The organism is Modestobacter sp. URMC 112 (genome assembly GCF_053502575.1).
This window is the reverse complement of the sequence record NZ_CP199957.1, coordinates 2,125,442-2,149,807: the sequence shown is the minus strand read 5'-3', so window position 1 is coordinate 2,149,807 and position 24,366 is coordinate 2,125,442. Positions and strand designations below refer to the sequence as shown.

Here is a 24,366-nt window from a genome sequence, read left to right as displayed (position 1 = left end):
CGCGAGCGCGTGGATCGCCGGGAACAGCAGCGGGTAGGGGCTGCGGGTGGACGGACTCCGGGGCATGGCCGACGCCGGCCGGGACGAGGTCGGCGCGCTGGTCCTCCCCGCCTGGGACGCGTTCTGCGCCCAGGCGGCGGCGGTGGACCTGCACCGGCCGACCCGGCTGCCGGGCTGGCGGGTGCAGGAGGTGTGCGTGCACCTGGGCGTCTGGCCCGAGCAGGCCGCGCTGGCCGACCTGGTCGCCTCGGCCCGCGACGGGGCCCGCGGGACGCCCCCCGACGTCGAGGCGGTCAACGCCCGGGTCACCGCCGCCCACCGGGACGCGTCCCGCGAGGAGGTGCTGGCCGCGCTGCGCCGGGGCCGGGAGGCCACCGTCCGCTACCTGGCCGACGAGCCGGCCGCACTGGACCGGGCGCCGGCGGTCTCCACCGTCGGCCGGCTGCCGCTGCTCAGCATCGTGCTCGGCCAGGCCTACGAGCTCGCCGTGCACGGGCTGGACCTGGCCGCCGCGGGGGCACCGGCGGTCCCGGCGGACGTGCTGCAGTCCGGGCTGGCCGCGCTGGCCGACGTGACCGGCGCGCTGGCCGCCGCCGCGGGGATCACCGGCGGGGCGACCCTGGCCACGCCGGACGGCGGCTGGCGGTTCTCCGCCGACGACGGCGGTTGGACGGTCCGTCGGGTGGCGGCCGGACCGGTCTCCGGCACCGCGGTCGAGGCACCCGCCGACCTGCTGCTGGAGGCGGCCTCCGGCCGGGTCAACCCGGTCGCGGCGCTGGCCCGCCGGCAGCTGCGGGTGCACGAGCTGGGCGGCCTGCTGCGGCTGGCGCCGATCGTGGCGGCCGCGCCGGCCATCCCCGGGGGGCCGATCCTCCAGCTGGCCGCGCGCAGCCTGGGCGGCGCCGGCGGGCTGGTCGGGCGGCTGTTCCGCGGCTGAGCGGGCACGCTGCGGGGATGGACGTGCTGAGCAGCCGGCTGCTCCTCCGGCCGACCGACTGGCACCGCAGCGCCGCCTTCTACCGGGACACCCTGGGCCTGGCGACCTTCCGGGAGTTCGGCACGCCCGACCACCCGGGCGTGGTGCTCTTCCTCGGCAACGGACTGCTCGAGCTCTCCGGCTCGTCGACCGAGCCGCCGCGCGGCCTGGCCCTGTGGCTCCAGGTCCGGGACGCCGCGGCGGAGCAGGAACGGCTGGCCGGCCGGGGCGTGCCGGTGGTCAGGCGGGCCCGGCGGGAGCCGTGGGGGCTGGTCGAGGCGTGGGTGGCCGACCCGGACGGCGTCCCGGTCGTGCTGGTCGAGGTGCCGGCCGACCACCCGCTGCGCCGCGACCCCCGCTGACCGGGCCGAGGGCCGGTGGTGGGGGTCGGAGAGGCAGGTCGGTCCGGTCAGGCGGGTCGGACCGGTCAGGCGTTGCCTGACTTGCCGGAGCTGCGCGCCGCCACCGGGGCGTCGGCGCCGGCCTCGCCGAGGTGCCGCTCGAACGCCGGTGGCACCACCAGGTCGTCGGGGCTCAGGTCGCGGACCGACCGGTGGCCGAGCCCGGTCAGCGCCGACCCCAGGCCGTCGCGCATCAGGTCCAGCACGTTCTCCACCCCGGCCTGGCCGTTGGCGGCCAGCCCCCACAGGTAGGCACGGCCGATCATCACCGCCCGGGCGCCCAGCGCCAGGGCCTTCGCCACGTCGGTGCCGCGGCGGATGCCCCCGTCCAGCAGCACCTCCAGCTGGTCGCCCACCGCGTCGGCGACCGCGGGCAGCGCCCGGATGCTGGCCGGGGTGCCGTCGAGGTTGTTGCCGCCGTGGTTGCTGACCGAGATGGCGGTGCACCCGACGTCCACGGCTCGCTTGGCGTCGTCGACCCGCATGACGCCCTTGAGCATGAAGGGGCCGCCCCACTGCTCGCGCAGCCAGGCGACGTCGTCCCAGGACGGCATCGGGGACTGCATCCACTGCCCGTAGGCGCCGAAGAACGTCGGTGCCGGGTCACCCGGGTCGGGGACCATGTTGGGGACGGTGAGGTCGGGGATCTTCCCGGTGCGGGCGAAGTCGAGCAGCCAGCGGGGCTTGACCAGCACCTGCGGCGCGTAGCGGCGGGCCGCCTCGAAGTTGATCTTCTCCGGGATGAACGGGCTGCCCCAGTCCCGGCCGTAGGCGAACGACCAGTCCAGCGTGGCGATGAGGCCGACGACACCGGCGCGGCGGGCGCGTTCCATCCGCGCCGCCATCGCGTCCCGGTCGCCGACCCAGTACATCTGGAAGAAGGTCTGCGGGTTGGCCGCGACGACCTCCTCGACCGGCTTGCTGGCGAACGAGCTCAGGCCCATCGCCACGCCGCGGGCCGCCGCGGCCCGGGCCACGGCCACCTCCCCGTCGGGGTGCACCGCCTGGACACCGGTCGGGCTGATCATCACCGGCAGCGAGACCTGCTGGCCCATGATCGTGGTGGCCAGGTCGCGCTCGTTGCTCAGCCCGGCCACGTGCGGGGCGAACCCCAGCTCGGCGAACGCCGCGGTGTTGTCGTCGACGGTGACCCCCCGCTCGGAGCCGGCGACCAGCGCCCCGTAGACGCCCTTGGGCAGCCGCCGCTTGGCCCGCCGCTGGGCTTCGGCCACGGTCTCGAACCAGGCGTTCGCCATCCCGGACCCCCTCCGCACTCGGTCACCGGTGACACTCAGTGCCACCCTAGCGGAGCACCGTGTCGCAGGACACATCTCCGGATGAACGGCCCCGGGGTCAGGAGTCCTTGATCACCGAGACGTCGAACTCGATCTGGATCTTGTCGCTGACCAGCACCCCGCCGGTCTCCAGCGCCGCGTTCCAGGTGAGCTGCCAGTCGCTGCGCCGGAGCACCAGGGCGCCCTCGAAGCCGACCCGCAGGTTGCCGAAGGGGTCCATCGCCGAGCCGCTGAGCGTGAAGTCGACCGACACCGGCTTGGTGACGTCCTTGATGGTGAGGTCGCCGGTCACCCGGTAGACGTCCTCGTCCACCTGCTCGACCCCGGTGGAGGCGAAGCGCACCTCCGGGAAGGTCTCCACGTCGAAGAAGTCGGCCGAGCGGAGGTGGGCGTCCCGGTCGGCGTTGCCGGTGTCGATGCTCGCCGCGTCGATCCGCAGGGTCACCGAGCTGGCGGCGGGGTCGGCGGTGTCCAGGTGGGCGGCCCCGGTGAACGACGTGAAGGCGCCGCGGACGGTGGTGACCATCGCGTGCCGGGCCCGGACGCCGATCCGGGTGTGCGCGACGTCGACGGTGTAGTCGCCGGTGACGTCGGCGAGCGCGCTGGTCGCGGCGTCGAAGTCACTGGCGTCGGGTTCTTGTGCGCGGTGTCTGGCCACGGTCAGCTCTCCTCGGGGAGGTGGTCCACCGCCCAATCCTCGCCGACGGCGGAACGGCACCGGACCGAGGGGGCGTGCCGGGCCCGCGGACGGCGACCGCGGTGACCCGACAGGACCGGGGTCACCGCCGTCCAGCGGCCGGTCAGTACCAGTTGTTGGCCTTCGAGTGCGACCAGGCGGCGCACGGCGACCCGTACCGGCTCTCGATGTAGATCAGCCCGGCGTCGATCTGCCGGTAGCCGTCGGAGGTCTTGGCGATCCCGGTGCCGGCCCACGTCGAGTTGAGGAACTGCGGGATGCCGTAGGCGGTGCTGGTGGGGTTCTGCGCGTTCGGGTTCCACCCGCTCTCCTTGCCCCACAGGCTCTCCAGGCAGCGGAACTCGCCCCCGTCGCCGCCCAGCTTGCCCAGCGCGTAGTCCTGGAAGGACCCCGACCCGGACGACGAGCGGGCGGCCTCGGCGGCGGCCGCCTCCTCAGCGGCGCGGGCCTCCTCGGCGCGGCGGGCCTCCTCCGCCAGCCGGGCCTCCTCGGCCAGCCGGGCCTCCTCCGCCAGCCGGGCCTCGATCGCGGCCCGGTCGGCGGCGGCCTGGGCCTCGGCCGCGGCGGCCTGCTCGGCCTCGCGCTGGCTGCGGGTGGCGGCGAGGTCGCCGAGCCGCTCGCCGAGCTGGGCGTCGACGATGGTGCTGGTCGACCGGGCCTGCAGCTCCAGCTGCTCGGCGACGCTGACCGGCTCGGCGGCGGCCGGCTCGGCGTGGGCGGCGGGCTCACCGGCGGCCACCACCCCGACGACCACGGCGCCGACCGCGGCGGCGGCCAGGTAGCTGACCGGGCGGCGGACGCCCGAGGGGGGACGGCGGTGCCGGCGGGGGGCGTCTCCGGACGGGGAGGTCGTGGCTGCGCTGGGCGCGGGGGTTCGCTGGTCCATGGGGTGCGGTGCTCCGGGGGCTCAGAGGCTGCGGTGGGCACGGCGCCGCAGGGCGGCGTCGTCCACGGCAGGGCGTACGGGATGACGGGGCTGCATCCGGCCGGGGCGCCGCGCGGAGGGGCGGCGGGGGCGTGCGCGCGCTGTGGCGCTCGCGGTCCCGGCGGGCGGCCGGGTCAGGTGTCCAGGTGGCGGGACCGGCCGCGGCGGGGCGGGCTGACCGTGGACGTGCAGGGGTGCGGGCGCGCCATGCGGCGGCTCTCCGTTCTTCCACAGCCGCCTACCGGGTTAGCTGACGGATTCGGGCGGGAAGGCGCCCTACCGGCTCGCGAGCAGGTGCTCGGGAGGCGGATTCACCCCAGTGCTGCGGTGGGTCCCCGGCCCGCCGCACCGGTGGTGCGGCGACTCGACGGCATCAGGCGCGGGCTCCCCGGGCGGGGACCGACGTCCGGCCTGACGTGGTCAAGGTAGAGGCCGTTACACGTCCGTGACAACGTGATGAAGGACATCCGTCCGGATCTGCGGCGTGTCGCGCTTGCGTCCGGACCCTTGGTCAGGGCAGTCGCCAGACCGTCGTCCGGCGCCACCGGTCCTCGTCGACCTCCGGGACGTCGTACTCCGCCACGGCGACGAGCCCTTCTCCGGGGAGGTACCGGCGGCCCGGGTCGCCCAGCAGCACGGTGCGGCCCGCGGTCCACGCCCTCCAGAGCCAGGGCAGCACTCGCTCGGTCATCTCCCGGTCGTAGCAGACGTCCCCGGCCAGGACGACGTCGACGTCCGGCGGCCCGCCGTCCAGGACGTCGCCCACCACCTCGATCCCCGGCACACCGTTGACCTGCGCGTTGAGGACGACGGCGGTGTGCGAGTACGGGTCGACGTCGCTGGCCACCGCGGAGGCGGCGCCGGCGAGCAGCGCCGCGACGGCGACCAGCCCGCTGCCGGCGCCCAGGTCCAGGACCCGGCGGCCGGCGACCACCTCGGGCGAGTCGAGGAGGTGGCGGGCCAGCGCCTGCCCGCCGGGCCACGCGGCCGCCCAGAACGGCGGCGCCTCCCCGGCGCCGCCGCCCTCGGTCTCCATCGCCTCCCACAGCGCGACGACGTCGTCGGCGACGTGCAGCTGCACCTCCGGCACGGCCGGCGGGCGGGCCAGCCGGGTGTGCGCCTCGACGAAGGACGCGGGGACCGATCGGGGGGTGGGCACCCGACCAGTGCACCACCCCGGCCGGTCCCCCGGCCGCCGCCCTCGGGCGGACGGTCCTCCCGGTTCAGTCCTTGCGCTGCGTCCGAACCACGGTCACCGGGCAGCTGGCGTGGTGCACGACCTGGTCGCTGACCGACCCCAGCAGCAGGCCGGCGAAACCGCCGCGCCCGCGCGACCCCACGACCAGCAGGTCGGCGTTCCGGCCCGCCTGGATGAGCGCCTTCACCGGTGCCAGGTGCACCACCTGGCAGTGCACCGCGCGGGCCCGCTCGGCGCCCAGCGCCTCGACGACGTCGGACCTCAGGTCCTCGAGCACCGCCTGCTCGTAGTCGGTCATCGGCGGGACGTAGCCCGGCTCCCAGCTGGCCGGCCGGGGGGCGGTGACCATCCGCCAGGACCGGACGACGTGCAGCGGCCAGTTGGCCCGCTCGGCCAGCGTCGCGGCCCACTGCAGGGTCTCCTGCGAGCAGCCCGAGCCGTCGTGGCCGACGACCACCCCGCCGGCCACCTCGACCTCGGTGCTGACGTCGCTGTCGTCGACCCCCTCGTCGAGGGGGGTCTGGCCGAGCTCCGCGGCGACCACCTCGTCCCGGTCCGTCGACGCTCCCTGCCGGTCGTCCTCGCGTGCGTCGTCCACGTCGCTGCCCTCCTGCTCGCCCACCGCCGGCGCGCGCCGGCGGCGACCCGGTCCGGTGCACGCCGTGCCCGGGTCCGGCCCGAACCTATGCCAGAACGCACCGGTGCAGGACGTGCGTCCGCCCGGCGGCACGTTGATCAACTCGGGTCGCGCGGTCGGGTGCGGTGCTCTTGACTGGGGACGACGGCATCCCGTGCGCCGCCGGGGCCCACCCGGCCGGCCGCGGCCCGACCAACGAGAGGCGAGCGTCCATGGAGCACTTCACGATCGCGACCGTCGCCGAGCAGAGCGCCGACTTCCGTCGCGTGCTGTGGACCGGCGAGCACACCCAGCTGGTGATCATGACGATCCCGCCGGGCGGCGAGATCGGCGAGGAGGTGCACGACGTCGACCAGATCCTCACCTTCGTCAGCGGCACCGCGCAGGCGATGGTCGGCGGGCAGAAGAAGAACGTGGCGCAGGGCGACCTGGTCGTCGTCCCGGCCGGCAAGAAGCACAACTTCGTGAACAACGGGGTCAACCCGCTGGTGCTGTACACCGTCTACGGCCCGCCGGAGCACGCCGACAAGGCCGTGCACAAGACCAAGGAGGAGGCCGACGAGCTCGAGGAGGCCGGCAAGGACGAGCCGCCGACGTCCTGACCTCCCCGCCGGTCACCGCCGGTCGCTGCCGCGCGTGCGACCGGCGGCGACCGGTCACCGGTCCGCTGTCCTCCACCGGCGGGGTCGACCTGATGGTCGGCTTCCGGCCGGAGTGCCGGCGCGACCGGGACCTCACCGGGTTCGTCGACGGCATCCGGCGCGACGTCGCCCACGGCGGGGCACCGACCACGGGACGGCGTTCGTCGGCTCCGCCCACCAGTGGCGGCTGGCCGAGACGCTCCGGCGGATGGCCGAGGCCACCGACGGCGTCCAGGACGGGCACACCGGTTTCCTTCCGCCGCTGACCGGCGCCTACTGCACCTGCCCGCCGATTGACGCGCTGGCCCGGTTCGCCCCGTCCGGGGAGGACCGAGGCGCGCGGGTCAGGCCGCCCGGCTCCGGCGTTCCACGGCGCCGTACCAGCCGGTGAGCAGGTGGCTGCGCACCGAGGCGGGCAGCGCGCCCCAGCGCAGCAGGGCCGCGCGGGCCGGCAGGGTGCTCGCCGCCGCGAGCTCGGCGAGCTCCCGGACCCGTTCGGGACGCGGGGTGAAGGGGCCACGCTCGGGCACACCGGCCGCGAGGTGACTGTCCAGGGCCGCCGAGATGTCGGCCTGGTGCGCGGGGTCGAACCACTGGGGGCTCCGCGGGGAGCCCTGCGGGAGGTCCTGACGGGTCACGTGCCCCTCATCGGCAGCCCCGGGCCGCGCCGGTACCGTCCCGCGGCCGCCGCCGGAGAGCTCAGCCGGGGAGCAGGGCCAGCAGCTGGGTCGTGTGCCGCGGCAGGTGGTCGTCGGTCAGGCCGGTGAGGACGGCCCGCAGCGGCACCGGCTGGTCGACGAGGACCTCGCCGCCGGACAGCAGCAGGGTCGGGACCGCCGTGTCCAGCTCCGCGTCGCTGAGCACGGCGCCGAGGGCGCACAGCGCCTCACCCTGGCGGCGGATGCGCTCCTGGAGGCCGGCGTTCCCGCCGGCGCGGGCGTGGACGCGGCCGGCGGTCCAGTCCTCGAGGGAGAGGCGGTTGTCGTAGGTCGCCGCGGCACCCGCCGCGACGGTGGCCGCGGTGGCGAGGGTGGCGGCGTCGACCAGCGCGACGTGGGCGAGCACCCGGTCGGCGTCCCACCCCCCGTCCGGGGGCTCGAGGGCCTCCTCCGCCCGGGCGGCCACGGCGGCCGCGGCGTGGAGCAGGGTGGCGTAGGCGTCCCGCAGGGGTGCGGTGTCCATGGTCGTCCTCCGTCGGCGTCGTAGGCTCAGTCGTGCACCGGCGACATCTCCCACGGCGCGCGCGGGAGGACCTCCCCGGTCTCGAGCAGCGACTTGAGGTTGGCCAGGACGGCGGGCCAGCCGTGCGAGATCTCGCGCAGCGCGGTCGGGTCGGCGAGCTTCTCGTGGGTGACCGTGAGCCGGACGATGTCGTGGTGCGGCTCGACGAGGAAGGTGACGACCGAGGCGTCGTCGGGCGCGTCGGCGGACTCGCCGAAGGTGACGACCAGACGGGTCGGCGGCTCGGTCTCGAGCACGCGGCCGACGCCGTCGACCTGGCCGGAGCCGTCGGTCCGGCGGTGCTCCCAGCGCGAGCCGGGCTGCCAGTCCGAGACGTTGGCGTGCCCCCAGTAGCGGGCGGTGAGGTCCGCGTCGGTGAGGGCCTGCCAGACCTGCTCGGCGCTCGCGCGGATGTAGGTGACGTAGACGTAGGTGGGCACCGACGGGGCGGTCTCGGTCATGGCGTGCTCCTCTGCTCGGGCCCTGATGGCGCGGAGCGCATCCAGGCGGGGCTTGTCGAAGGTGGAGATCCAGCGCTGCTCGATGTCGTGGACCGGCGCCGGGTTGAGGAAGTGCAGCCGCTCCCGCCCCCGCCGCACGACGGTGACCAGGCCGGCCCGCACGAGGACGTCGAGGTGCTGGGTGGCGGACTGCCGCGCCATCCCCAGGTGCTCGCAGAGCTCCCCGAGCGTCTGACCGTCCTGCTCGCGCAGCCGGTCCAGGAACAGCCGGCGGGTGCGGTCGGCGAGTGCCTTGAACACCGCGTCCATCGACGGCTCCGCGTCCACACGACAACCATGCAGGTGTTTGCCTGCATAAGTCAACAGTCCCGCGCTCCATACGCTGCAGCGGTGGTCCTGGGGCACGCCCTGCTGTCCGTCCAGCCCTCCCGTCGGCCGGGCGCCGCGGCCGCCTTCGTGGGGGCGACCGGGCTGATCTCCGGCATCCCCTTCCCGACCGTCGCGCACTTCAGCCGGTGGTCGGGGTCCCCGTGCCCGCGAGGGAGGACGGCGATCGTGCGCGGTGACCCGGGTGCGCCACCGAGATCGGCGACTTCCTGGTCAGCTCCCGGTCGCGGGTGCCCTGCCCGACCTCCCGTTCCCCGACGGAGCCGTGGACCTCGTGGCCACCGGGCCGGGAGCGGTCCTCCGGGTCGTGCGACGCCGGACAGGACCGGGCGCACCAGGGCAGGGCGACGAGCCCCCGGCTCAGCGCGGCCGCGCCCCGACGACCACGGTGGCGTCCAGGTCGTCGTCCCGCGCCACCCGCACGGTCAGCCCGGCGTCGGCCACCGCCGCCGCGGTGCGGGCGGCCTGGTCCTCACTGGTCTCGATCAGCAGGTGCCCGCCCGGCGCCAGCCACCGCGGCGCGACGGCGGCCACCCGCCGCTGCACGTCCAGCCCGTCGTGACCGCCGTCCAGCGCGACCCGCGCCTCGTGCTCCCGCGCCTCCGGCGGCATGAGCGCGATCGCCCCGGTCGGCACGTACGGGGCGTTGGCGGCCAGCACGTCGACCCGTCCGCGGAGCCCGGTCGGCAGCGGCTCGTCCAGGTCGCCCAGCACCACGCGCCCACCGCGCGGCTCGACGTTGCGCCGGGCGCAGGCCACGGCTCCCGGGTCGACGTCTGCGGCCACCAGCTCGACCCGCGGCAGCTCGGCCAGCAAGGCCGCCCCCACCGCCCCCGAGCCGCAGCACAGGTCGACCACGACCGCGGGGTCGGGCGCCAGCGACACGGCCTGCGCGACGAGGAACCCGGTGCGCCGGCGCGGCACGAACACCCCCGGGGCGACCGCGATCCGCAGCCCGCGGAACTCCGCCCAGCCCAGCAGGTGCTCCAGCGGCAGGCCGGCGGCCCGCCGCGCCACCAGGTCCGCCAGCTCCGCGGGCCCGGCCGCGGCGGCCACCAGCAGGGCGGCCTCCTCCTCGGCGAACACGCAGCCCGCCGCCCGCAACCGGTCGACGACGGCGGCGGGGACGTCGGGCACGCCAGCACGGTAGGCGTCCGCCCCCTGGGCGCGGGATCCTGGAGCGGCACGTGGCGACCGGCGGGATCGGAGGGACATGGCGGCGACCGCCGGCTTCCGGACGTTCGTGGCCGAGCACGAGGGCCCGCTGCTGCGCACCGCCTACCTGCTCACCGGCGACCTGCGGACGGCGGAGGAGCTGCTGGCCGCCGCGCTGGCCCGCACGCACCGCCGCTGGCGGTGGGGAGCCGCCGCCGATCCGGTGGCCGCCGTCCGCCGGGCGATGGTCCGCAACCGGCCGCGGACCCGGCACCGGACGGAGGACGCCGTGCGGGGCGGCGCCGACGCCCCGCCGCTCCCCGCGGAGGTGGAGGCGCTGCGCCGGGCCCTGGTGGACCTCCCGCCCCGGACCCGGGCCGCCCTGGTGCTGCGCCTGCACGAGGGCCTGACCGAGGCGCAGGCCGCCGACGTCCTGGGCTGCCCACCGGACCTGGTGGCCACGCTCACCGCCGAGGGGACGGCCGTGCTGCGCGCCCGGGGCCCGGTCGGGCAGCCGACGTCGGCGTCACCGCCGGGCCCCTCTCCCGCCGGGCCGACCTCCGGCGGCCCGGCGGCGACCGCACCGCCCGAGCCCGACGAGACCGACGACGACGCCATCTACCGGCGGCCGCGGTGACCGGGCCGTCGGCAGCCGGGCCGTCCGGAGCCGGGCCGGACCGGGCGCTGCGGGAGGGCCTGCGCCGGCTGGCCGACCACGCCCCGCCGCCGCGGGGCCCGGACACCGCCGACCGGGCGGTGGCGCACGACCGGGCGCAGCGCCGCCGGTGGGCGGCCTGGACGGCGGCCGTGCTCGCCGTCGGCGCGGTGCTGGCCGCCGTCCCCGCCGCGGTCAGCGGCCTGCCCGCCGACCCGGCCGACGTCGCGGCCGACGGCGCCCCCGCGGACCGGTCGCTGTACGACGTGCCGACCCGGGGCTCGCTGGCCGGCGACGAGGAGTTCCTGGCCGGCCTCCGGACCCTGGAGTGGGGCGGGCCGTCCGGCCCACCGGACGCCGGGGCGTCCGAGCTCCGGCTCCGCCCGCCGGAGGACACCCGGCGGGTGCTCTTCGCCGGCGACGTCCCGGGCGGCTCCCGCTGGGCCCTGGTGATGGGCCGGGTCGAGGACCAGCTCGTGCACGCCTGGTTCACCGGCCCGGCCGGCGCCGCCGCGCAGGAGCTGAGCCTCACCGGAGACCCGGTACGCACCGACGACGGCCGGCCGATCACCCTGATGGACGCCCGGTCGGCGACCGGCCCGCTGGTCGTGGTCGCCCGGCCGGGGCTGGGCGCCGAGTACTCCCCCAGCCTGGACCGGGACGCCTCCGGGCGGCTGCGCCGCGCCTACGTCGAGCTGCCGGTCGTGGACGGGGTGCCGCTCGGCGAGGTGGCCGCCCCGGTCGCCGACGGCTCCGGCCGGGTACGCCTGCTGCGGGACGGCCGGGACGGCACCGCGGAAGCGCTCGTCGTCCTGACCACGCTGGAGGACGTCTCCGCCCCGCGGCAGATCGGCCCCGGCGACCCCCGGTTCTGGGTCCGGCTGCGGGACTGCCTGGCGCCGCTGGGCTTCGAGGTGACGCTCGACCCGGGCGGGAACGGCCTCAGCGTGAGCGGCGGCCCCGCGCTCGCCCCCGACGTGGGCCCGCTGAGCAGCGCGGAGCAGGCGGAGAACGACGCCGCCCGCGACCGGTGCCTGGCCCAGGTGGGCGGGCGGTGAGCCGGCCGACCGGCCGGATCACGGCTGACGGTAGGCGGTGTCGGGCACGTCGGTGACGAACATGTGCCCGGGCGCGTGGGTGATCGCGAACGGCGGGCGGGAGGCCATCAGCGCCGCCTGCGGGGTCACCCCGCAGGCCCAGAACACCGGGACGTCGCCGTCCTCGAGCTCCACGGGGTCACCGAAGTCGGGCCGGGACAGGTCGGCGATGCCGAGCGAGGACGGCGCGCCGACGTGCACCGGCGCGCCGTGCACCTGCGGCATCCGGCCGGTCACCTGGACCGCCGTCGTCACCAGCTCGCCGGGGACCGGCCGCATCGACACCACCAGCGGGCCGGACAGCCGGCCGGCCGGGCGGCACGCCCGGTTCGTGCGGTACATCGACACGTTGCGGCCCTGCTCGATGTTGCGCACCGGCACGCCGGCGTCCAGCAGCGCGGTCTCGAAGCTGAAGCTGCAGCCGATCAGGAAGGCGACCAGGTCGCCGGTCCACAGGTCGGTGACGTCGGGAGGCTCGTCGGCCAGCTCGCCGTCCCGCCACACCCGGTACCGCGGCACGTCGGTCCGCAGGTCGGCGTCCGGGGCGAGCACGGTGCGGTACGAGCCGGCGTCGGTGACGTCGAGCAGCGGGACCGGCCGCGGGTTGCGCTGGCCGAACAGCAGCATGTCGTAGGCCCACTCCCGGGGCAGGACGACCAGGTTGGCCTGGGTGAACCCGGGCGCCTCACCGGAGCTGGGGACGGCCAGCCCGGCCCGGTAGCGCGCCCGGGCGTCGGCGGGCGTCCGGTGCGCGACGGGGTCGGGGACGGCGGTGGTGGTCAACGGACCTCCCTCGTATTGCCGGAGGACGCCGCCGACCCTACGGTCGGCCCCCTCAGGCGAACAGAGCCGTTCCCGGATCCACCGACGCAGGACCCCCGGAGCGCACCATGTCGCACCCCCCGGACTCCCCCGGCTCCGACACCGCGACGGCGCCGCCCGGCGGTCGGCTGGCCGCCAGCACCCGCTCGACGCTGCTCGGCGCGATGTTCCTCATGGCCACCTCGGCCATCGGTCCGGGCTTCATCACCCAGACCACCGCGTTCACCGTCCAGCTGGGCGCCGCGTTCGCCTTCGCGATCGTCATCTCCATCGTCATCGACATCGCCCTGCAGCTGAACGTCTGGCGGGTCATCGGCATCTCCGGGCGCCGCGCGCAGGAGCTGGGCAACCTGGTGCTGCCCGGCCTGGGCTGGGTGATGGCCGCTTTCCTGCTGATCGGCGGGCTGGTGTTCAACATCGGCAACGTCAGCGGCGCGGGCCTGGGCACCGACGCGATGTTCGGGTTGGACCCGAAGATCGGCGGCGGGATCTCGGCGCTCATCGCGATCGGCATCTTCCTCAGCAAGCGGGCCGGGGTCGCGGTCGACCGGATCGTCGTCGTCCTCGGGCTGCTGATGATCGTGCTGACCGCCTACGTCGCCGTCACGTCCGGGCCGCCGGTGGGCCGGGCGCTGCGGAACGTGGTGCTGCCCGAGCAGGTCGACTTCCTGGCCATCACCACGCTGGTCGGCGGCACCATCGGCGGCTACATCGTCTACGCCGGCGCGCACCGGCTGCTGGACTCCGGGGTGACCGGGCCGGCCCACGTCCGCGACATCACCCGGGGGTCGATCACCGGCATCCTGATCACCGCCGTCATGCGGATCGTGCTGTTCCTCGCGATCCTCGGCGTGGTCAGCGGCGGCGCCGCACTGGACCCGGAGAGCCAGGCGGCGTCGGCGTTCCAGCAGGCCGTCGGCGAGGTGGGGCTCCGGGTCTTCGGCGTCGTGCTCTGGGCCGCGGCGATCACCAGCGTGATCGGCGCCTCCTACACGACGGTCTCCTTCGTCACCTCCCGCACCCGGACCAGCGACCGCACCCGCGCGCTGCTGGTGGTCGGCTTCATCGCGGTGACCACGCTGGCCTTCCTGCTGATCGGGACCGCGCCCGCGACCCTGCTGGTCTTCGCCGGTGCGTTCAACGGGCTGCTGCTGCCGATCGGGATCGCCGTGATCCTCTGGGTGGCCACCCGCCGGACGGACCTGCTGAACGGCTACCGGTACCCGCGCTGGCTGCTGGCCGTGGGCTGGGCCGCGTGGCTGCTGACGCTCTACCTGGCGGTCAACTCCGTCCGTCCGGTCATCGACCTGTTCGCGTGAGGGAACCCGGGACCGTGGACCTGAACTCCGACCTCGGCGAGGGCTTCGGCCAGTGGACCCTCGGTGACGACGACGCCCTGCTCGACGTGGTCACCAGCGCGAACGTCGCCTGCGGGTACCACGCCAGTGACGCGTCGATCATGCGGCGAGTGTGCGCGCGGGCCGTCGGCGCCGGCGTGGCCATCGGTGCCCAGGTGGGCTACCGGGACCTGCCCGGCTTCGGCCGGCGGTTCATCGACGTGGAGCCCGACGCGCTGACCGCGGACGTCGTCTACCAGGTCGGCGCGCTGGAGGCCTTCGCCCGGATCGCCGGCGACCGGGTGCGCTACGTCAAGCCGCACGGGGCGCTCTACAACGCGATCGTGCACCACGAGGAGCAGGCCGCCGCCGTCGTGGCGGCGGTGGTCGCCTACGACCGGACGCTCCCGGTGCTGGGGCTGCCCGGGTCGGCGTGGCTGCGGCTGGCCGGCGAGGCCGGGCTCACGGTGGTCCACGAGGCCTTCGCCGACCGCGCGTACACCCCGGAGGGCACGCTGGTCTCCCGCCGGCTGGACGGGGCGGTGCTGCACGACCCGGACGAGATCGCCCGCCGGTGCGTGGCGATGGCCGCCGGCGAGCCGATCCGGGACGTCGAGGGGGGCGAGCTGGTGCTCACCCCCGACTCGATCTGCGTGCACGGCGACACCCGCGGTGCCGTGGACATCGCCCGCCGGGTGCGGGAGGCGCTGACCGCGGCCGGAACGGCCCTGGCCCCCTTCGCACCCTGATGCGGCTGCTCCCCAGCGGCAGCACCGCCCTGCTCGTCGAGCTCGACGACCTCGACGCCGTCCTCGCGCTCTACGCCTCGCTGGCCGGGTCCCCGCCCGAGGGCGTGGTGGACGTCGTCCCCGCCGCCCGGACGGTGCTGCTGGTCACCGATCCCGCCCGCACCACGCTGGACGCGGTGGCGGCGGCGGTCCGGAGCACGACGCCCCGGCCGGACGCCCGGGCCGCCGGCGACGTGGTCGAGCTCCCGGTGCACTACGACGGCGCGGACCTGGCCGAGCTCGCCGGGCTGCTGCGCACCGACCCGGCCGGGCTGGTGCGCCGGCACACCGGGGCGGAGTGGACGGTCGCGTTCTGCGGCTTCGCGCCCGGCTTCGGCTACCTCACCCAGGACGGCGGCGGCTGGGACGTGCCCCGCCGCGCGACCCCGCGCACCCGGGTGCCGCCGGGCTCGGTGGCGCTGGCCGGCGAGTTCAGCGGCGTCTACCCCCGCGAGTCCCCGGGCGGCTGGCAGCTGATCGGCCGCACCGACGTCGACGTCTTCGACCTGGACCGCGACCCGGCGGCGCTGCTGCGGCCGGGCGTGCGGGTGCGCTTCGTGGCGGTGGACGGGTGACCCGGGCGCTCACGGTGCTGGCGACCGGACCGCTGACCACCGTTCAGGACACCGGCCGGCCCGGGCAGGCGGCGCTGGGCATCGGCCGGTCCGGGTCGGCCGACCGGCACGCCGCGGCGCTGGCCAACCGGCTGCTGGGCAACCCGCCGGAGGCGGCCGTCCTGGAGGTGACCTTCGGCGGGCTGGCCGTCCGGGCGGAGGAGGAGCTGCTGGTAGTGACCACCGGTGCCCGCTGCGCCGGCGCGACCGCGCACGCCGCGCCGACCGGGCTCCGGGCCGGCACGGAGCTGCGGCTGGGACAGCCGGCCACCGGGCTGCGGACCTACCTCGGGGTGCGCGGCGGGGTCGACGTGCCGGCCGTGCTCGGGTCTCGCGCCACCGACGTCCTCGCCGGCCTCGGGCCGCCGGTGGTGCGGGCCGGCGACGTGCTGCCGGTCGGCGCGCCCGCGCTGGCGCTGCCCGGCGTCGACCTGGCCCCGGTCGCCGACCCGCCGGGCGGTGAGGTCACCGTGCCGGTGCTGCCCGGACCCCGGGCGGACTGGTTCGGGGCGGCCGCGTGGGACGCGCTGACCGGCAGCGCCTACGCCGTCACCAGCGAGAGCAACCGGGTCGGTCTCCGGCTGGACGGGCCGGTGCTGGAGCGCGAGCGGACCGGGGAGCTGCCCAGCGAGGGGATGGTGCGGGGGGCGTTGCAGGTGCCGCCGTCCGGCACGCCGGTGCTGTTCCTCGCCGACCACCCGGTGACCGGCGGCTACCCGGTGATCGGCTACGTGGCCGACGCGCACGTGGACCGCTGCGCGCAGCTGCGCCCCGGCCAGGTGCTCCGGTTCCGCTCGGGGTGAGCTCCCGGTGTGCGCGCACGCGGCCACCGGGCACCGGAGACCGCGCTGGGCGCACCCCGGCGGGGGCAGTGTCCTGCACCAGCTGCCACCCGAGCCCGCGCGCCGGAGGTGGCCGGCAGGCGCGGGAGCGGAGGAGCATCAGGGCACCCGTGCCCGCCAGGAGGCGACGATGTCCCCCTCCCCCGCCGTCAGCGGCACCCCGACCGCGGTCGCCTGGCCGCCGGGCGCCACGGCCGTGGTCACCGACCTCGACGGCCCCGTGCGGTCGCTGGACCTGGGCGGCCCGCCCGGCGCGCCGGTGGTGCTGTGCGTGCACGGGCTCGGGGGCTCGGCCCTGATGTGGGGGCTGTTCGCGCCGCTGCTCGCCGCGACCCACCGCGTCCTCGCCGTCGACCTGTTCGGTCATGGCGGCAGCGGCGTCCCCACCGGCCGGCGTCCCGACGCGGTGACCGCCGACCGCCGGATGGTCGACCGGTTCGTCCGCGAGGTCGTCGGTGCGCCGGTGGTGCTGCTCGGGCACTCGATGGGCGGCGTCCTGACCGTGCTGCAGGCAGCCGCGGCGCCGGAGACCGTCCGGCAGCTCGTGCTGCTCAGTCCGCCGGTCCCCGGCAGCGCAGGTCGGCTGGACCTGTCCATCGCGGTCAAGCGGGCGTTCCTCCGGACGCCCGGCGTCGCCCGGGCGGTCGCCCGGAGGCTCGCCGCGCTGACGCCCGAGCAGGTCGTCGACCAGCAGGTGCGCCAGGCAACGCCGCACGTCGACCGGCTCGACCCCGAGGGCGTCGCGGCCGTCGTGGCGGAGACCCGCGACCGGGCGGCCCGCCCGGACGCGGCCGCCGCCCAGGCGCAGCAGTGGGCCGCACTGGTCGGCACCATGGCCCTGCTCGCCCGGGCGCGCGCCTGGCGACGCACCATCGCCGGGGTCACCGTCCCGACACTGTGGCTGCAGGGCGGCGACGACCCGCTGGCCCGGCCGGGGCCGGCCCGCGCGCTGGCCGCCACCCGGCCGGACTGGACCTTCGAGCTCCGGCCGGGCGTCGGCCACCTGCTGGCCCTCGAGGACCCGGCCTGGACGGCGGATCGGATCAGGGCCTTCCTCGCCGACCCCGACCCCGACTCCACCCGGGACGCGCGGTGACCGCGCCGGGCCCGTTCCCGGGCCCGGCGCGGCCGCGCGACGTCGGTCAGGCGGCGGGCAGCCCCGCCCGCTGACCGGCCGGCACGGCGAGCCGGTGGGTGCCGGCCCGCCCGGTCGCCAGCACGTACCCGGCCAGGGCGACCTGGACGAGGGCCAGCAGCAGGCCGGCCCACGTGCCGGCCTCCAGCCAGCCGCCCGCACCGGTCCCCTGCCCGGCCCCGTGGCCGGCATGACCGGTGTGGCCGGCCGTCCCGGAGGCGGCACTGAGCAGCAGCAGGTGCACGAACAGCATCCCGCCGTACATCAGCCCGGTGCTCCGCCACACGCCCACCCCCGGACCGCGCCACAGCGCGCGCACGCACCCCAGGCAGACGACCGCCATCGCGACGAACAGGGCGCTCACCACGGGACCGCCGTGGCCGCCGGGGACGGCCACCGCGAGGTGCAGTGCGACGCACACCGCACCGGTCCAGGCGGCCACCCGCCCGAGGGTCGCCACCCCGCGCTGCCCGTCCCCGGCCGTGCTCACGCCTGCCCGACCGGCGGTCCCGCTCCGGGGGACCGGTCCTGCGCGGTCCCCCCGCCGAGACCGCCGTCCGCGTGCGGCGGGATCGGGTCCTCCTCGGTGCTGCCCACCTCGGCCAGCACCTCGGGTCGCCGGGACCGCACCACGAAGTACCAGCCCATCCCCAGCGCCAGCACGGCGACGAAGATCGGCAGCAGCAGGTTGAGCGGGAACTCCGGCACCGGGATGACGTTCTTGTAGAACACGTACAGGAGCGCCGCCACGACGACGACCGCCAGGACGGTCGACACCGGGTTGCCCTCCCCCCGCCGGCGCAGGAAGAACGGCAGGGCGATGGCCATCAGCAGGTAGCCGACCATGTAGCCGAAGGTCCCGACGGTGCCCACGTAGGCGTAGACCTCGAAGGGCTCCCGGCCGCCGATCATCAGCACCAGCGGCACCAGGCCGATGATCGGTGCGAGGACGCCGATCGCCACGTGCGGCGTCTTGTACGAGTGGTGCGCGCGGCCCAGGGCCGCGGGCAGCACGTCCTCCTCGCCCATGGTGTAGAGCACCCGGGACGCGGCGTTGATGCTGGCGATCGCGACCGCGAAGAACGACGCGGCGACCCCGAGGTCGACGATCCAGACGATGCTGCCCAGGCCGTACCGCTCGGCGAGCTCGCTGACCGGCGCGGCGCTGCCGCTCAGCGCCTCCGTGCCGCCGAATCCCATCACCGAGGCGATGGAGGCGAAGACGTACAGCACGCCGACCAGCACCGCGCTGCCGATGACCGCCCGGGGGATCGTCCGGTGCGGGTTCTTCGCCTCCGCACCGAGGCTGGCCGCGCTCTCGAACCCGACGAAGCCGAGCACCGCCAGCACGATCCCGTAGGTGACACCGTCGAAGCTCGTGCCGGAGAAGTCGAACAGCGACGGCGCCGCGCTGTCGCCACCGCGGAAGACCACGACGGCGAGCACCAGCAGGACGGCGGCCACCGAGATGACCTCGAGGACCAGGCCCACCCGGGTGGAGATCCTGATGCCGACGATCGCGAAGGTCGCCGCGGCGACCGTGGAGAGCGCCGTCATCACGATGTACGCGGTCTGCGAGGTCGTCCCCGGGAGCCCCACCTGGCTGAGCAGGCTGCCGAGGAAGGGCCCGATCAGCGTGACGCCGAGCATGGCGATGCAGGCGTAGCCGATGACCAGGCTCCAGCCGGTGGCGAACGCGCCGGTGGGGCCCAGGCCGCGGGCGACGTAGCTGTACAGCGACCCCGACGAGGCGAACCGCCGGGCGAACTGGGCCACGACCAGCCCGACCAGGACGACGATGATCGTCGCCGCCAGGTAGGACAGCCACGCCCCCGGCCCGGCGAACAGCACGATCAGCGCCGGCCCGGTCGCCATGACGGCGCTCGGGGCGATGCCGGCGACCGACTGGGCCATCACCTCGGCCTGGCTCATCGACTCGTGCGCGAGCCCCTTGTCGGAGTGGACCGCGGGACGGTCCTCGGCTGCGCGTGTCACTCGGTCACCTGCGCCTGCGGCACCGGACCCGCACCGTTGCCGTTGCCGTTGCCGCTGGCGTGGCAGGCCGGCGTGGACCGCGGCATGTCCAGCGCGGGGTTGCCGTCGAAGAAGCCCACCGGCTTGAGGTGGAAGCCGATGGTGCTCACCGGCATGACCGGCCAGTCCTCGGGGCGCACGATGTGGTGCGCGCCGAAGGAGTACCAGACGACGACGTCGGTGTCCTCGAGGGAGCGGTCGGCCTTGACGAACTCGGGCAGACCGCCGGGCCGCTGGCTCTGGTTGGGGTAGTCACCGGCGGCGAACAGCTCGCCCTGCTCGTACCGGGTGACCCACAGGTGGTTGTAGGCGAACTGCGCCCGGTCGAAGGCCTGGGAGCCCTCCTGCTGCATCGGCAGCACGTTGTCCCCGGGCATCAGCTTGTAGCCGGCCGGCTGGCCGAGCTCGTTGACCGAGGACGGGTTGACGATCTGCCAGGTCCGGGCGGCGAAGGGGTCGATGCGCCGCTGCGCCTCGCTCTCCCGGGCCAGCAGCGTCTTGTTGGTCACCCACGCGTTGCCGTACGGGTTGTCCGCACCGGGGGGCAGCGGGACGGAGTCGACCTCGTAGACGGAGTTGCCCTCGCCGTCGACCTGCATGTCCATCCGCACGTTGAAGAAGTGCTGGTGGTGCGGTCCGTAGAGGCCGGGGGCGACGAGGGTGCCGAAGCGCGGCTGCTCCCCCACCGGGACGGCGCCGGTGGAGATGACGCCGGTGAGCTTGACCTCGAACTGGATGGTGCCGTCGGTGTAGAGGTACCAGAAGAACCCGTACTCGTAGTTGCCGACGGTGGCGAAGCAGGAGATGACCAGCCGCCGGGACCGGCGGACCTCCATCTTCTCGGTGCGGAAGTCGGTGTGCTTCCAGCCGACGCCGAAGTCCTCCTCGTGCATGCAGATGGCGTTCGGGATGGTCAGCGGCTGGCCGTCCTGGTCGTTGGCGACGGCGTCGAAGTAGTGGATCTCGCCGAGGCAGTCGCAGCCCAGCTGCAGCGGGTTGAGCAGCAGGCCGACGCCGTACTCGCCCTCGTCGAAGACGTTCTTGATCCGGTGGGTCGGGGCCGGGTCGGCGTAGGGGATGTACATCTCCGACAGCGACGCCCGGTAGACGACCGGGCGCACCCGGCCGCGGTCCTCGTAGCCGATCTGGTGCAGGACCAGCCCCTCGCGCGGGGAGTAGCCGACCTGCAGCCGCCACTTCTGCCAGCTCACGGCGTGGCCGTCCACGGTGAAGCTGGGGCCCTCGGGCTGGGTGATCTCGATCGGCTTGACGTCGTCCCGGACGGCGGTGTGCGCCGGGCGGTTGTCGTCGTCGAACATCAGCTCGGGCATGTAGTTGCCGGCCTTCTCCGGCAGCGGGACCACGCCGTGGTCGCGGACGTCGATGACCTCCATGAGGTCGAGGTCGACGAGCACGACCAGCCCCTCGACGGGACGGGCGTAGCCGTTGTCGTCCTCGCGGGACCGGACGAAGGTCAGCGGCCGGATCAGCCGGCGGCCCAGCGGGTCCTCGAGGTCGTAGCCGGCCGCCCACGGGTCGATCATCGCCAGGGAGAAGTCGGTGACCCCGCGCTTGCGCATGGCCTCCTGCCACCGGGGGTCGGCCCGGGTGATCTCCTCGGTGGCGAAGAACTCCTCGAGCATGACGCCGGGCTGGACGCCCTCGACCACCCGCCACGAGGTGACCACGCCCGAGGACAGCGACACCACCGTCTCGATCGTCTGCGACACGCTGCGGTCGTAGAGGACGACGAACGCCGCCCGCTCGGGCGGGTTCGTGTCGCCGCGCTGCCAGGCGAGCACCTCCTCCTTCGGGGGCTCCTGCAGGGTGATGGAGACGAACCGGACCCGGGGACCGAGCTCGCGCTGCTCGCGCAGCACGGCGCTCACCCGGGTGATCTCCTCGGCGCTGAGCGGCTCGAGCGGCGAGCTGTGCGTCGTCGTCCGGATGTCCGGGAACTGGATTGCCACGTGGGACTCCTCGACTGGGTTGCCGAGCCGGGTCGGGTCCATGGGCTCGGTGCCGCGGACCGTATACGGTGCACGGAGCGCAGCCAAGGCCTTGTTGTGCACTCGGTCACACTGCTAGGAATGGTGGCTCCGTGACCGCGAGGCGGGTTCCATGTCCCTGAGCCGCATCCCATGTCCCTGAGCCGCATCGAGACCATCTCCCTCGCCGACCTCGCCTACGAGCGGCTGACCGAGGCGCTGCTGTCCGGGGACCTGGCCCCCGGCGACCGCCTCGTCCAGGACGTGCTCGCGCTGCGGCTGGGCATCAGCCGCACGCCCGTGCGCGAGGCGCTGCAGCGGATGGAGCGGGAGGGCACGATCCGCGCGGCCGCCGGGCGCGGCTACGTCGTCCCGGAGCTGACCCGGGAGGACATCGGCCACCTGTACGAGGTCCGCGAGGCCGTCGAGGGACAGGCCGCGCGGCTGGTCGCCGCCCGCGCCGCCGCCGCGGTCGACCGGATCGAGGCCGAGCTGGGCCGGCTGTCCGCCGCGGCCGGGACCGGCGGGCGAGACGCCTTCCAGGCCAACCGGCTGGCCCACCGGGCGATCGTCGAGGCCGCCGGCAACCGGTTCCTGCTCGAGCTGTTCGACGACCTGTGGGGGCGCAGCGTGACGCTGCAGGCGTGGGGCGACTACTACGCCTCCGCCCCCGCCGGGATCGACCTGGTCACCGACCACGCCGACGTGCTGGCCGCCCTGCGCAGCGGCGACCCCGACCACGCCGGCGCGGTCATGGTCGCGCACGTGCGCGAGGGGCTCACCCGGCACCAGGACCACGGGGCGCCCGACGACCGCGACGAGGACCAGCGGAGCGGATGACCCGCCGCGGCGCCGATGGCCCAGACTCCCGGGGGTGACCGTCGACCCGACAGCGGTGGAGGAACTGGGCCGGGCCACCGGCGCGCACGGCGAGCTGGTCCTGCGCCGGCGGACCGGGGCGGACGCCGACCACCTGGAGCTGATCGTGGACGGCGTCTTCGCCATGGACGACGTCGACACCTCGACCGAGCGGCTGCTGGCCACCGAGGCGCTGCGCCGCCTCCCGGGGGACCGGCTGCGGGTGCTGGTCGGCGGCCTGGGCCTGGGCTGGACCGCCGCCGCCGCGCTCGCCGACCCGCGGGTGGCCTCGGTCGACGTCGTGGAGCTGCAGCCCGCGCTGGTCGGCTGGGCCGCCCGGGGGCTGCTGCCGAGCCTGGCGGGCCTGTCCGACCGTCGGCTGCGGCTGCGGACCGGGGACGTCGCCGCCGCGCTGGCCGCCGCGCCCGGGCAGTGGGACGCGGTGCTGCTCGACGTGGACAACGGACCGGGGTTCCTGGTGCACGGGTCCAACGCGGCGCTGTACGAGCCGGCCGGGCTGGCGGTTGCCCTGGCGGCGCTGCGCCCGGCCGGGGTGCTGGCGATCTGGTCCTCGGACCCGGTCCCGGAGCTGGTCGCCCGGCTGGCCGCGCTGCCCGCGGCGGAGGAGGCCGACCAGGTGGTGCGGCCGGTCGAGCGCGACGGCCGGCGCTTCGACTACGCGATCGCGCTGGCCCGCCGCACCGGCGCGGGAGGTCAGTCCCCGGTGCGCCGCTCGTAGGCCGACCCGCCGCGCAGCCGGGCGCCCACCGCCACCCGCAGCGGCACCGGCACGATGCCGGCCCGGGCCATCCGCGCCCGGACGGAGCGGCGGTGCCGCACCACGCCGACCAGGCCCAGCGCCCAGAACACGTACTGGACGGCGAACGCGGCCCGGAACGCGTCCAGGCCGTAGTCGGTGGAGCTGCCCGGGGTCATCGCGTCCAGCACCGCGCCGATGGCCAGCACCGTGCACAGCGAGGCGACGAAGCCGCCGACGTTGACCACGCCGGTGGCGCTGCCGCTCCGCTCCACCGGGTTCTCCGTACGGGCGAAGTCGAAGCCGATCATCGAGCCCGGCCCGTTGGTGCCCAGCACGAGGACCAGCACGACCAGCAGCCACAGCGGCGCGGTGCCCGGCCACAGCAGGACGACGGTCCAGGTGGCCACGGTCGCCACGGTGATCCCGAAGACCAGGTTGGAGCGGCGCAGCGGCCAGCGCCCGACCAGCCGGCCCAGCAGCGGGCCGAAGCCCATGCCGACCACCACGAGCAGGGTGAGCAGAGTGGCCGCGGTGGCCGGGCTCAGGCCCTGCCCGAGGGTGAGGAACGGGAAGCCCCACAGCAGGCCGAACACCGTGCCGGAGAACTGGGTGACCAGGTGGGTGTACAGGCCCAGCTGGGTGCCCGACTCGCGCCAGGTGGCGGCCAGGTCGGCGCGCAGCTGCGCCATCCCGGCCGGCGCGGACGGCACGGTCCCCGCCGGGGCGTCCTGCAGAGCGACGGCCACCAGGACGGCGACCAGCACGCCGACCGCGGCGGCGCCGAGGAACGTCGCGGACCAGGAGGTGTCCCGCAGCAGCGCGACCAGGGGGTAGGCGGCGACGATCTGGCCGACCTGACCGAGGATGCCGGTGAGCTGGGTGACCACCGGGACGGTGCGCCCGGTGAACCACATCGCGACCACCCGCAGCACGCTGATGAACGTCATCGCGTCGCCCGCGCCGACCAGCACGCGGGCGGCCACGGCGGTCGGCACGTCGGTGGCGAGGGCCAGCACCAGCTGTCCGCCCGCCATGGTGAGCGCGCCCGCGACGATCATGCGGCGGGAGCCGAACCGGTCCAGGGCGAGCCCCACCGGGACCTGCAGCGCCGCGTACACGGCCAGCTGCAGCACCAGGAACAGCGAGATCGCCGACGCCCCGGCGGAGAAGTGCTCCTGGGCCTGGACCCCGGCCACCCCGAGGGACCCGCGGTGGAAGACCGCGACCGCGTAGGCGAGCAGCCCGACAGCCCAGACGACGTAGGCCCGCCGCGGGGTCCCGACAGAGAGGGAGCTCGGCGTGGTCACGCCCAGGTGTGACACCGCAGCGCGCCCGGTTGTTCCGCGGCCGCGGGTGAGGTCCCTCACCGCGTGCCGTCCGCCCCCGGTGGGGGCAGGCTCGCCGCCGGCGCCGGCGGCTACCTTCGCAGCCGTGGCGACGTC

26 protein-coding genes and 1 riboswitch are annotated in these 24,366 nt (G+C 75.7%); of the genes, 12 read left to right on the top strand and 14 right to left on the bottom strand.

Going from position 1 to position 24,366, the window contains the following annotated elements; genetic code table 11:
- The first annotated feature begins 46 nt into the window (after positions 1–46).
- Together ACWIX6_RS10070 and ACWIX6_RS10065 are read left to right on the top strand one after the other, a co-directional pair.
- Entirely contained in the window at positions 47–937 is an 891-nt protein-coding gene (locus ACWIX6_RS10070; RefSeq protein ID WP_448616707.1) for a maleylpyruvate isomerase N-terminal domain-containing protein, read from the top strand.
- Positions 938–954: 17 nt separating this feature from the next.
- Positions 955–1,338 carry a VOC family protein gene (locus ACWIX6_RS10065; protein WP_448616706.1) on the top strand — a complete coding sequence of 128 codons (384 nt, stop codon included), beginning with the start codon at positions 955–957 and terminating at the stop codon, positions 1,336–1,338.
- 65 nt (positions 1,339–1,403) lie between these two features.
- Here the strand turns inward: ACWIX6_RS10065 and mftD are convergent, their stop codons facing one another.
- The 5 genes from mftD to ACWIX6_RS10040 form a co-directional block, all read right to left on the bottom strand.
- A complete protein-coding gene (mftD, locus tag ACWIX6_RS10060) occupies positions 1,404–2,633 on the bottom strand; it encodes a pre-mycofactocin synthase MftD (RefSeq protein ID WP_448616705.1) in 1,230 nt (409 codons plus the stop codon).
- A gap of 97 nt (positions 2,634–2,730) precedes the next feature.
- Entirely contained in the window at positions 2,731–3,330 is a 600-nt protein-coding gene (locus tag ACWIX6_RS10055; RefSeq protein WP_448616704.1) for a YceI family protein, read from the bottom strand.
- Between the two features lie 142 nt (positions 3,331–3,472).
- Positions 3,473–4,255, bottom strand: a complete 783-nt coding sequence (locus ACWIX6_RS10050) for an aggregation-promoting factor C-terminal-like domain-containing protein (RefSeq protein ID WP_448616703.1) — start codon at positions 4,253–4,255, stop codon at positions 3,473–3,475.
- Between the two features lie 259 nt (positions 4,256–4,514).
- Positions 4,515–4,666: riboswitch (cyclic di-AMP (ydaO/yuaA leader) on the bottom strand.
- 139 nt (positions 4,667–4,805) lie between these two features.
- A complete protein-coding gene (locus ACWIX6_RS10045) occupies positions 4,806–5,453 on the bottom strand; it encodes a class I SAM-dependent methyltransferase (protein WP_448616702.1) in 648 nt (215 codons plus the stop codon).
- 64 nt (positions 5,454–5,517) lie between these two features.
- A complete protein-coding gene (locus ACWIX6_RS10040; RefSeq protein ID WP_448616701.1) occupies positions 5,518–6,090 on the bottom strand; it encodes a universal stress protein in 573 nt (190 codons plus the stop codon).
- 251 nt (positions 6,091–6,341) lie between these two features.
- On the opposite strand from ACWIX6_RS10040, the gene ACWIX6_RS10035 reads away from it, so the two are divergent.
- Complete coding sequence (locus ACWIX6_RS10035; protein WP_448616700.1) at positions 6,342–6,731, top strand: cupin domain-containing protein; 390 nt, start codon at positions 6,342–6,344, stop codon at positions 6,729–6,731.
- 383 nt (positions 6,732–7,114) lie between these two features.
- On the opposite strand, the gene ACWIX6_RS10030 is transcribed toward ACWIX6_RS10035, so the two are convergent.
- From ACWIX6_RS10030 to ACWIX6_RS10015, 4 genes are all read right to left on the bottom strand, one after another.
- A complete protein-coding gene (locus tag ACWIX6_RS10030; RefSeq protein WP_448616699.1) occupies positions 7,115–7,408 on the bottom strand; it encodes a hypothetical protein in 294 nt (97 codons plus the stop codon).
- Between the two features lie 61 nt (positions 7,409–7,469).
- On the bottom strand, positions 7,470–7,952 hold the full coding sequence (locus ACWIX6_RS10025) for a hypothetical protein (protein ID WP_448616698.1): 483 nt from the start codon (positions 7,950–7,952) through the stop codon (positions 7,470–7,472).
- A 26-nt stretch (positions 7,953–7,978) separates the two neighbouring features.
- Positions 7,979–8,779: an ArsR/SmtB family transcription factor gene (locus ACWIX6_RS10020; RefSeq protein ID WP_448616697.1), complete on the bottom strand. Its 801-nt coding sequence runs from the start codon at positions 8,777–8,779 to the stop codon at positions 7,979–7,981.
- A 420-nt stretch (positions 8,780–9,199) separates the two neighbouring features.
- Positions 9,200–9,976, bottom strand: a complete 777-nt coding sequence (locus ACWIX6_RS10015) for a putative protein N(5)-glutamine methyltransferase (protein ID WP_448616696.1) — start codon at positions 9,974–9,976, stop codon at positions 9,200–9,202.
- A gap of 76 nt (positions 9,977–10,052) precedes the next feature.
- Between ACWIX6_RS10015 and ACWIX6_RS10010 the strand changes: the two genes are divergently transcribed.
- Both ACWIX6_RS10010 and ACWIX6_RS10005 read left to right on the top strand, forming a co-directional pair.
- Positions 10,053–10,631, top strand: a complete 579-nt coding sequence (locus tag ACWIX6_RS10010) for a sigma factor-like helix-turn-helix DNA-binding protein (protein ID WP_448616695.1) — start codon at positions 10,053–10,055, stop codon at positions 10,629–10,631.
- A complete protein-coding gene (locus tag ACWIX6_RS10005) occupies positions 10,628–11,707 on the top strand; it encodes a hypothetical protein (protein ID WP_448616694.1) in 1,080 nt (359 codons plus the stop codon). The genes ACWIX6_RS10010 and ACWIX6_RS10005 overlap by 4 nt, the downstream gene beginning before the upstream one ends.
- Positions 11,708–11,725: 18 nt before the next feature.
- Here ACWIX6_RS10005 and ACWIX6_RS10000 read toward each other — a convergent pair whose 3' ends face one another.
- Complete coding sequence (locus ACWIX6_RS10000) at positions 11,726–12,529, bottom strand: putative hydro-lyase (protein ID WP_448616693.1); 804 nt, start codon at positions 12,527–12,529, stop codon at positions 11,726–11,728.
- Positions 12,530–12,636: 107 nt separating this feature from the next.
- Between ACWIX6_RS10000 and ACWIX6_RS09995 the strand changes: the two genes are divergently transcribed.
- The 5 genes from ACWIX6_RS09995 to ACWIX6_RS09975 all read left to right on the top strand — a co-directional run bounded on the left by ACWIX6_RS09995 (position 12,637) and on the right by ACWIX6_RS09975 (position 17,245).
- Positions 12,637–13,887: an NRAMP family divalent metal transporter gene (locus tag ACWIX6_RS09995; RefSeq protein WP_448616692.1), complete on the top strand. Its 1,251-nt coding sequence runs from the start codon at positions 12,637–12,639 to the stop codon at positions 13,885–13,887.
- Positions 13,884–14,654: a LamB/YcsF family protein gene (locus tag ACWIX6_RS09990; RefSeq protein WP_448616691.1), complete on the top strand. Its 771-nt coding sequence runs from the start codon at positions 13,884–13,886 to the stop codon at positions 14,652–14,654. The genes ACWIX6_RS09995 and ACWIX6_RS09990 overlap by 4 nt, the downstream gene beginning before the upstream one ends.
- On the top strand, positions 14,654–15,268 hold the full coding sequence (locus ACWIX6_RS09985; RefSeq protein ID WP_448616690.1) for a 5-oxoprolinase subunit B family protein: 615 nt from the start codon (positions 14,654–14,656) through the stop codon (positions 15,266–15,268). Before ACWIX6_RS09990 ends, ACWIX6_RS09985 begins: the two co-directional genes overlap by 1 nt.
- Entirely contained in the window at positions 15,265–16,110 is an 846-nt protein-coding gene (locus tag ACWIX6_RS09980; protein WP_448616689.1) for a 5-oxoprolinase subunit C family protein, read from the top strand. The genes ACWIX6_RS09985 and ACWIX6_RS09980 overlap by 4 nt, the downstream gene beginning before the upstream one ends.
- 169 nt (positions 16,111–16,279) lie before the next feature.
- On the top strand, positions 16,280–17,245 hold the full coding sequence (locus tag ACWIX6_RS09975; protein ID WP_448616688.1) for an alpha/beta fold hydrolase: 966 nt from the start codon (positions 16,280–16,282) through the stop codon (positions 17,243–17,245).
- A 46-nt stretch (positions 17,246–17,291) separates the two neighbouring features.
- Here the strand turns inward: ACWIX6_RS09975 and ACWIX6_RS09970 are convergent, their stop codons facing one another.
- Genes ACWIX6_RS09970 through ACWIX6_RS09960 form a run of 3 tightly spaced genes read right to left on the bottom strand, consistent with a single transcriptional unit; the run spans position 17,292 to position 21,288 of the window.
- Entirely contained in the window at positions 17,292–17,774 is a 483-nt protein-coding gene (locus ACWIX6_RS09970) for a hypothetical protein (RefSeq protein ID WP_448616687.1), read from the bottom strand.
- Complete coding sequence (locus ACWIX6_RS09965; protein ID WP_448616686.1) at positions 17,771–19,279, bottom strand: APC family permease; 1,509 nt, start codon at positions 19,277–19,279, stop codon at positions 17,771–17,773. The genes ACWIX6_RS09970 and ACWIX6_RS09965 overlap by 4 nt, the downstream gene beginning before the upstream one ends.
- Complete coding sequence (locus ACWIX6_RS09960; RefSeq protein WP_448616685.1) at positions 19,276–21,288, bottom strand: primary-amine oxidase; 2,013 nt, start codon at positions 21,286–21,288, stop codon at positions 19,276–19,278. The genes ACWIX6_RS09965 and ACWIX6_RS09960 overlap by 4 nt, the downstream gene beginning before the upstream one ends.
- A 171-nt stretch (positions 21,289–21,459) precedes the next feature.
- On the opposite strand from ACWIX6_RS09960, the gene ACWIX6_RS09955 reads away from it, so the two are divergent.
- Together ACWIX6_RS09955 and ACWIX6_RS09950 are read left to right on the top strand one after the other, a co-directional pair.
- Positions 21,460–22,146 carry a GntR family transcriptional regulator gene (locus ACWIX6_RS09955; protein WP_448616684.1) on the top strand — a complete coding sequence of 229 codons (687 nt, stop codon included), beginning with the start codon at positions 21,460–21,462 and terminating at the stop codon, positions 22,144–22,146.
- Positions 22,147–22,180: 34 nt separating this feature from the next.
- Entirely contained in the window at positions 22,181–22,903 is a 723-nt protein-coding gene (locus tag ACWIX6_RS09950; RefSeq protein ID WP_448616683.1) for a spermidine synthase, read from the top strand.
- Here the strand turns inward: ACWIX6_RS09950 and ACWIX6_RS09945 are convergent.
- A complete protein-coding gene (locus ACWIX6_RS09945) occupies positions 22,879–24,231 on the bottom strand; it encodes an MFS transporter (protein ID WP_448616682.1) in 1,353 nt (450 codons plus the stop codon). The genes ACWIX6_RS09950 and ACWIX6_RS09945 overlap by 25 nt on opposite strands.
- Between the last annotated feature and the right edge of the window lie 135 nt (positions 24,232–24,366).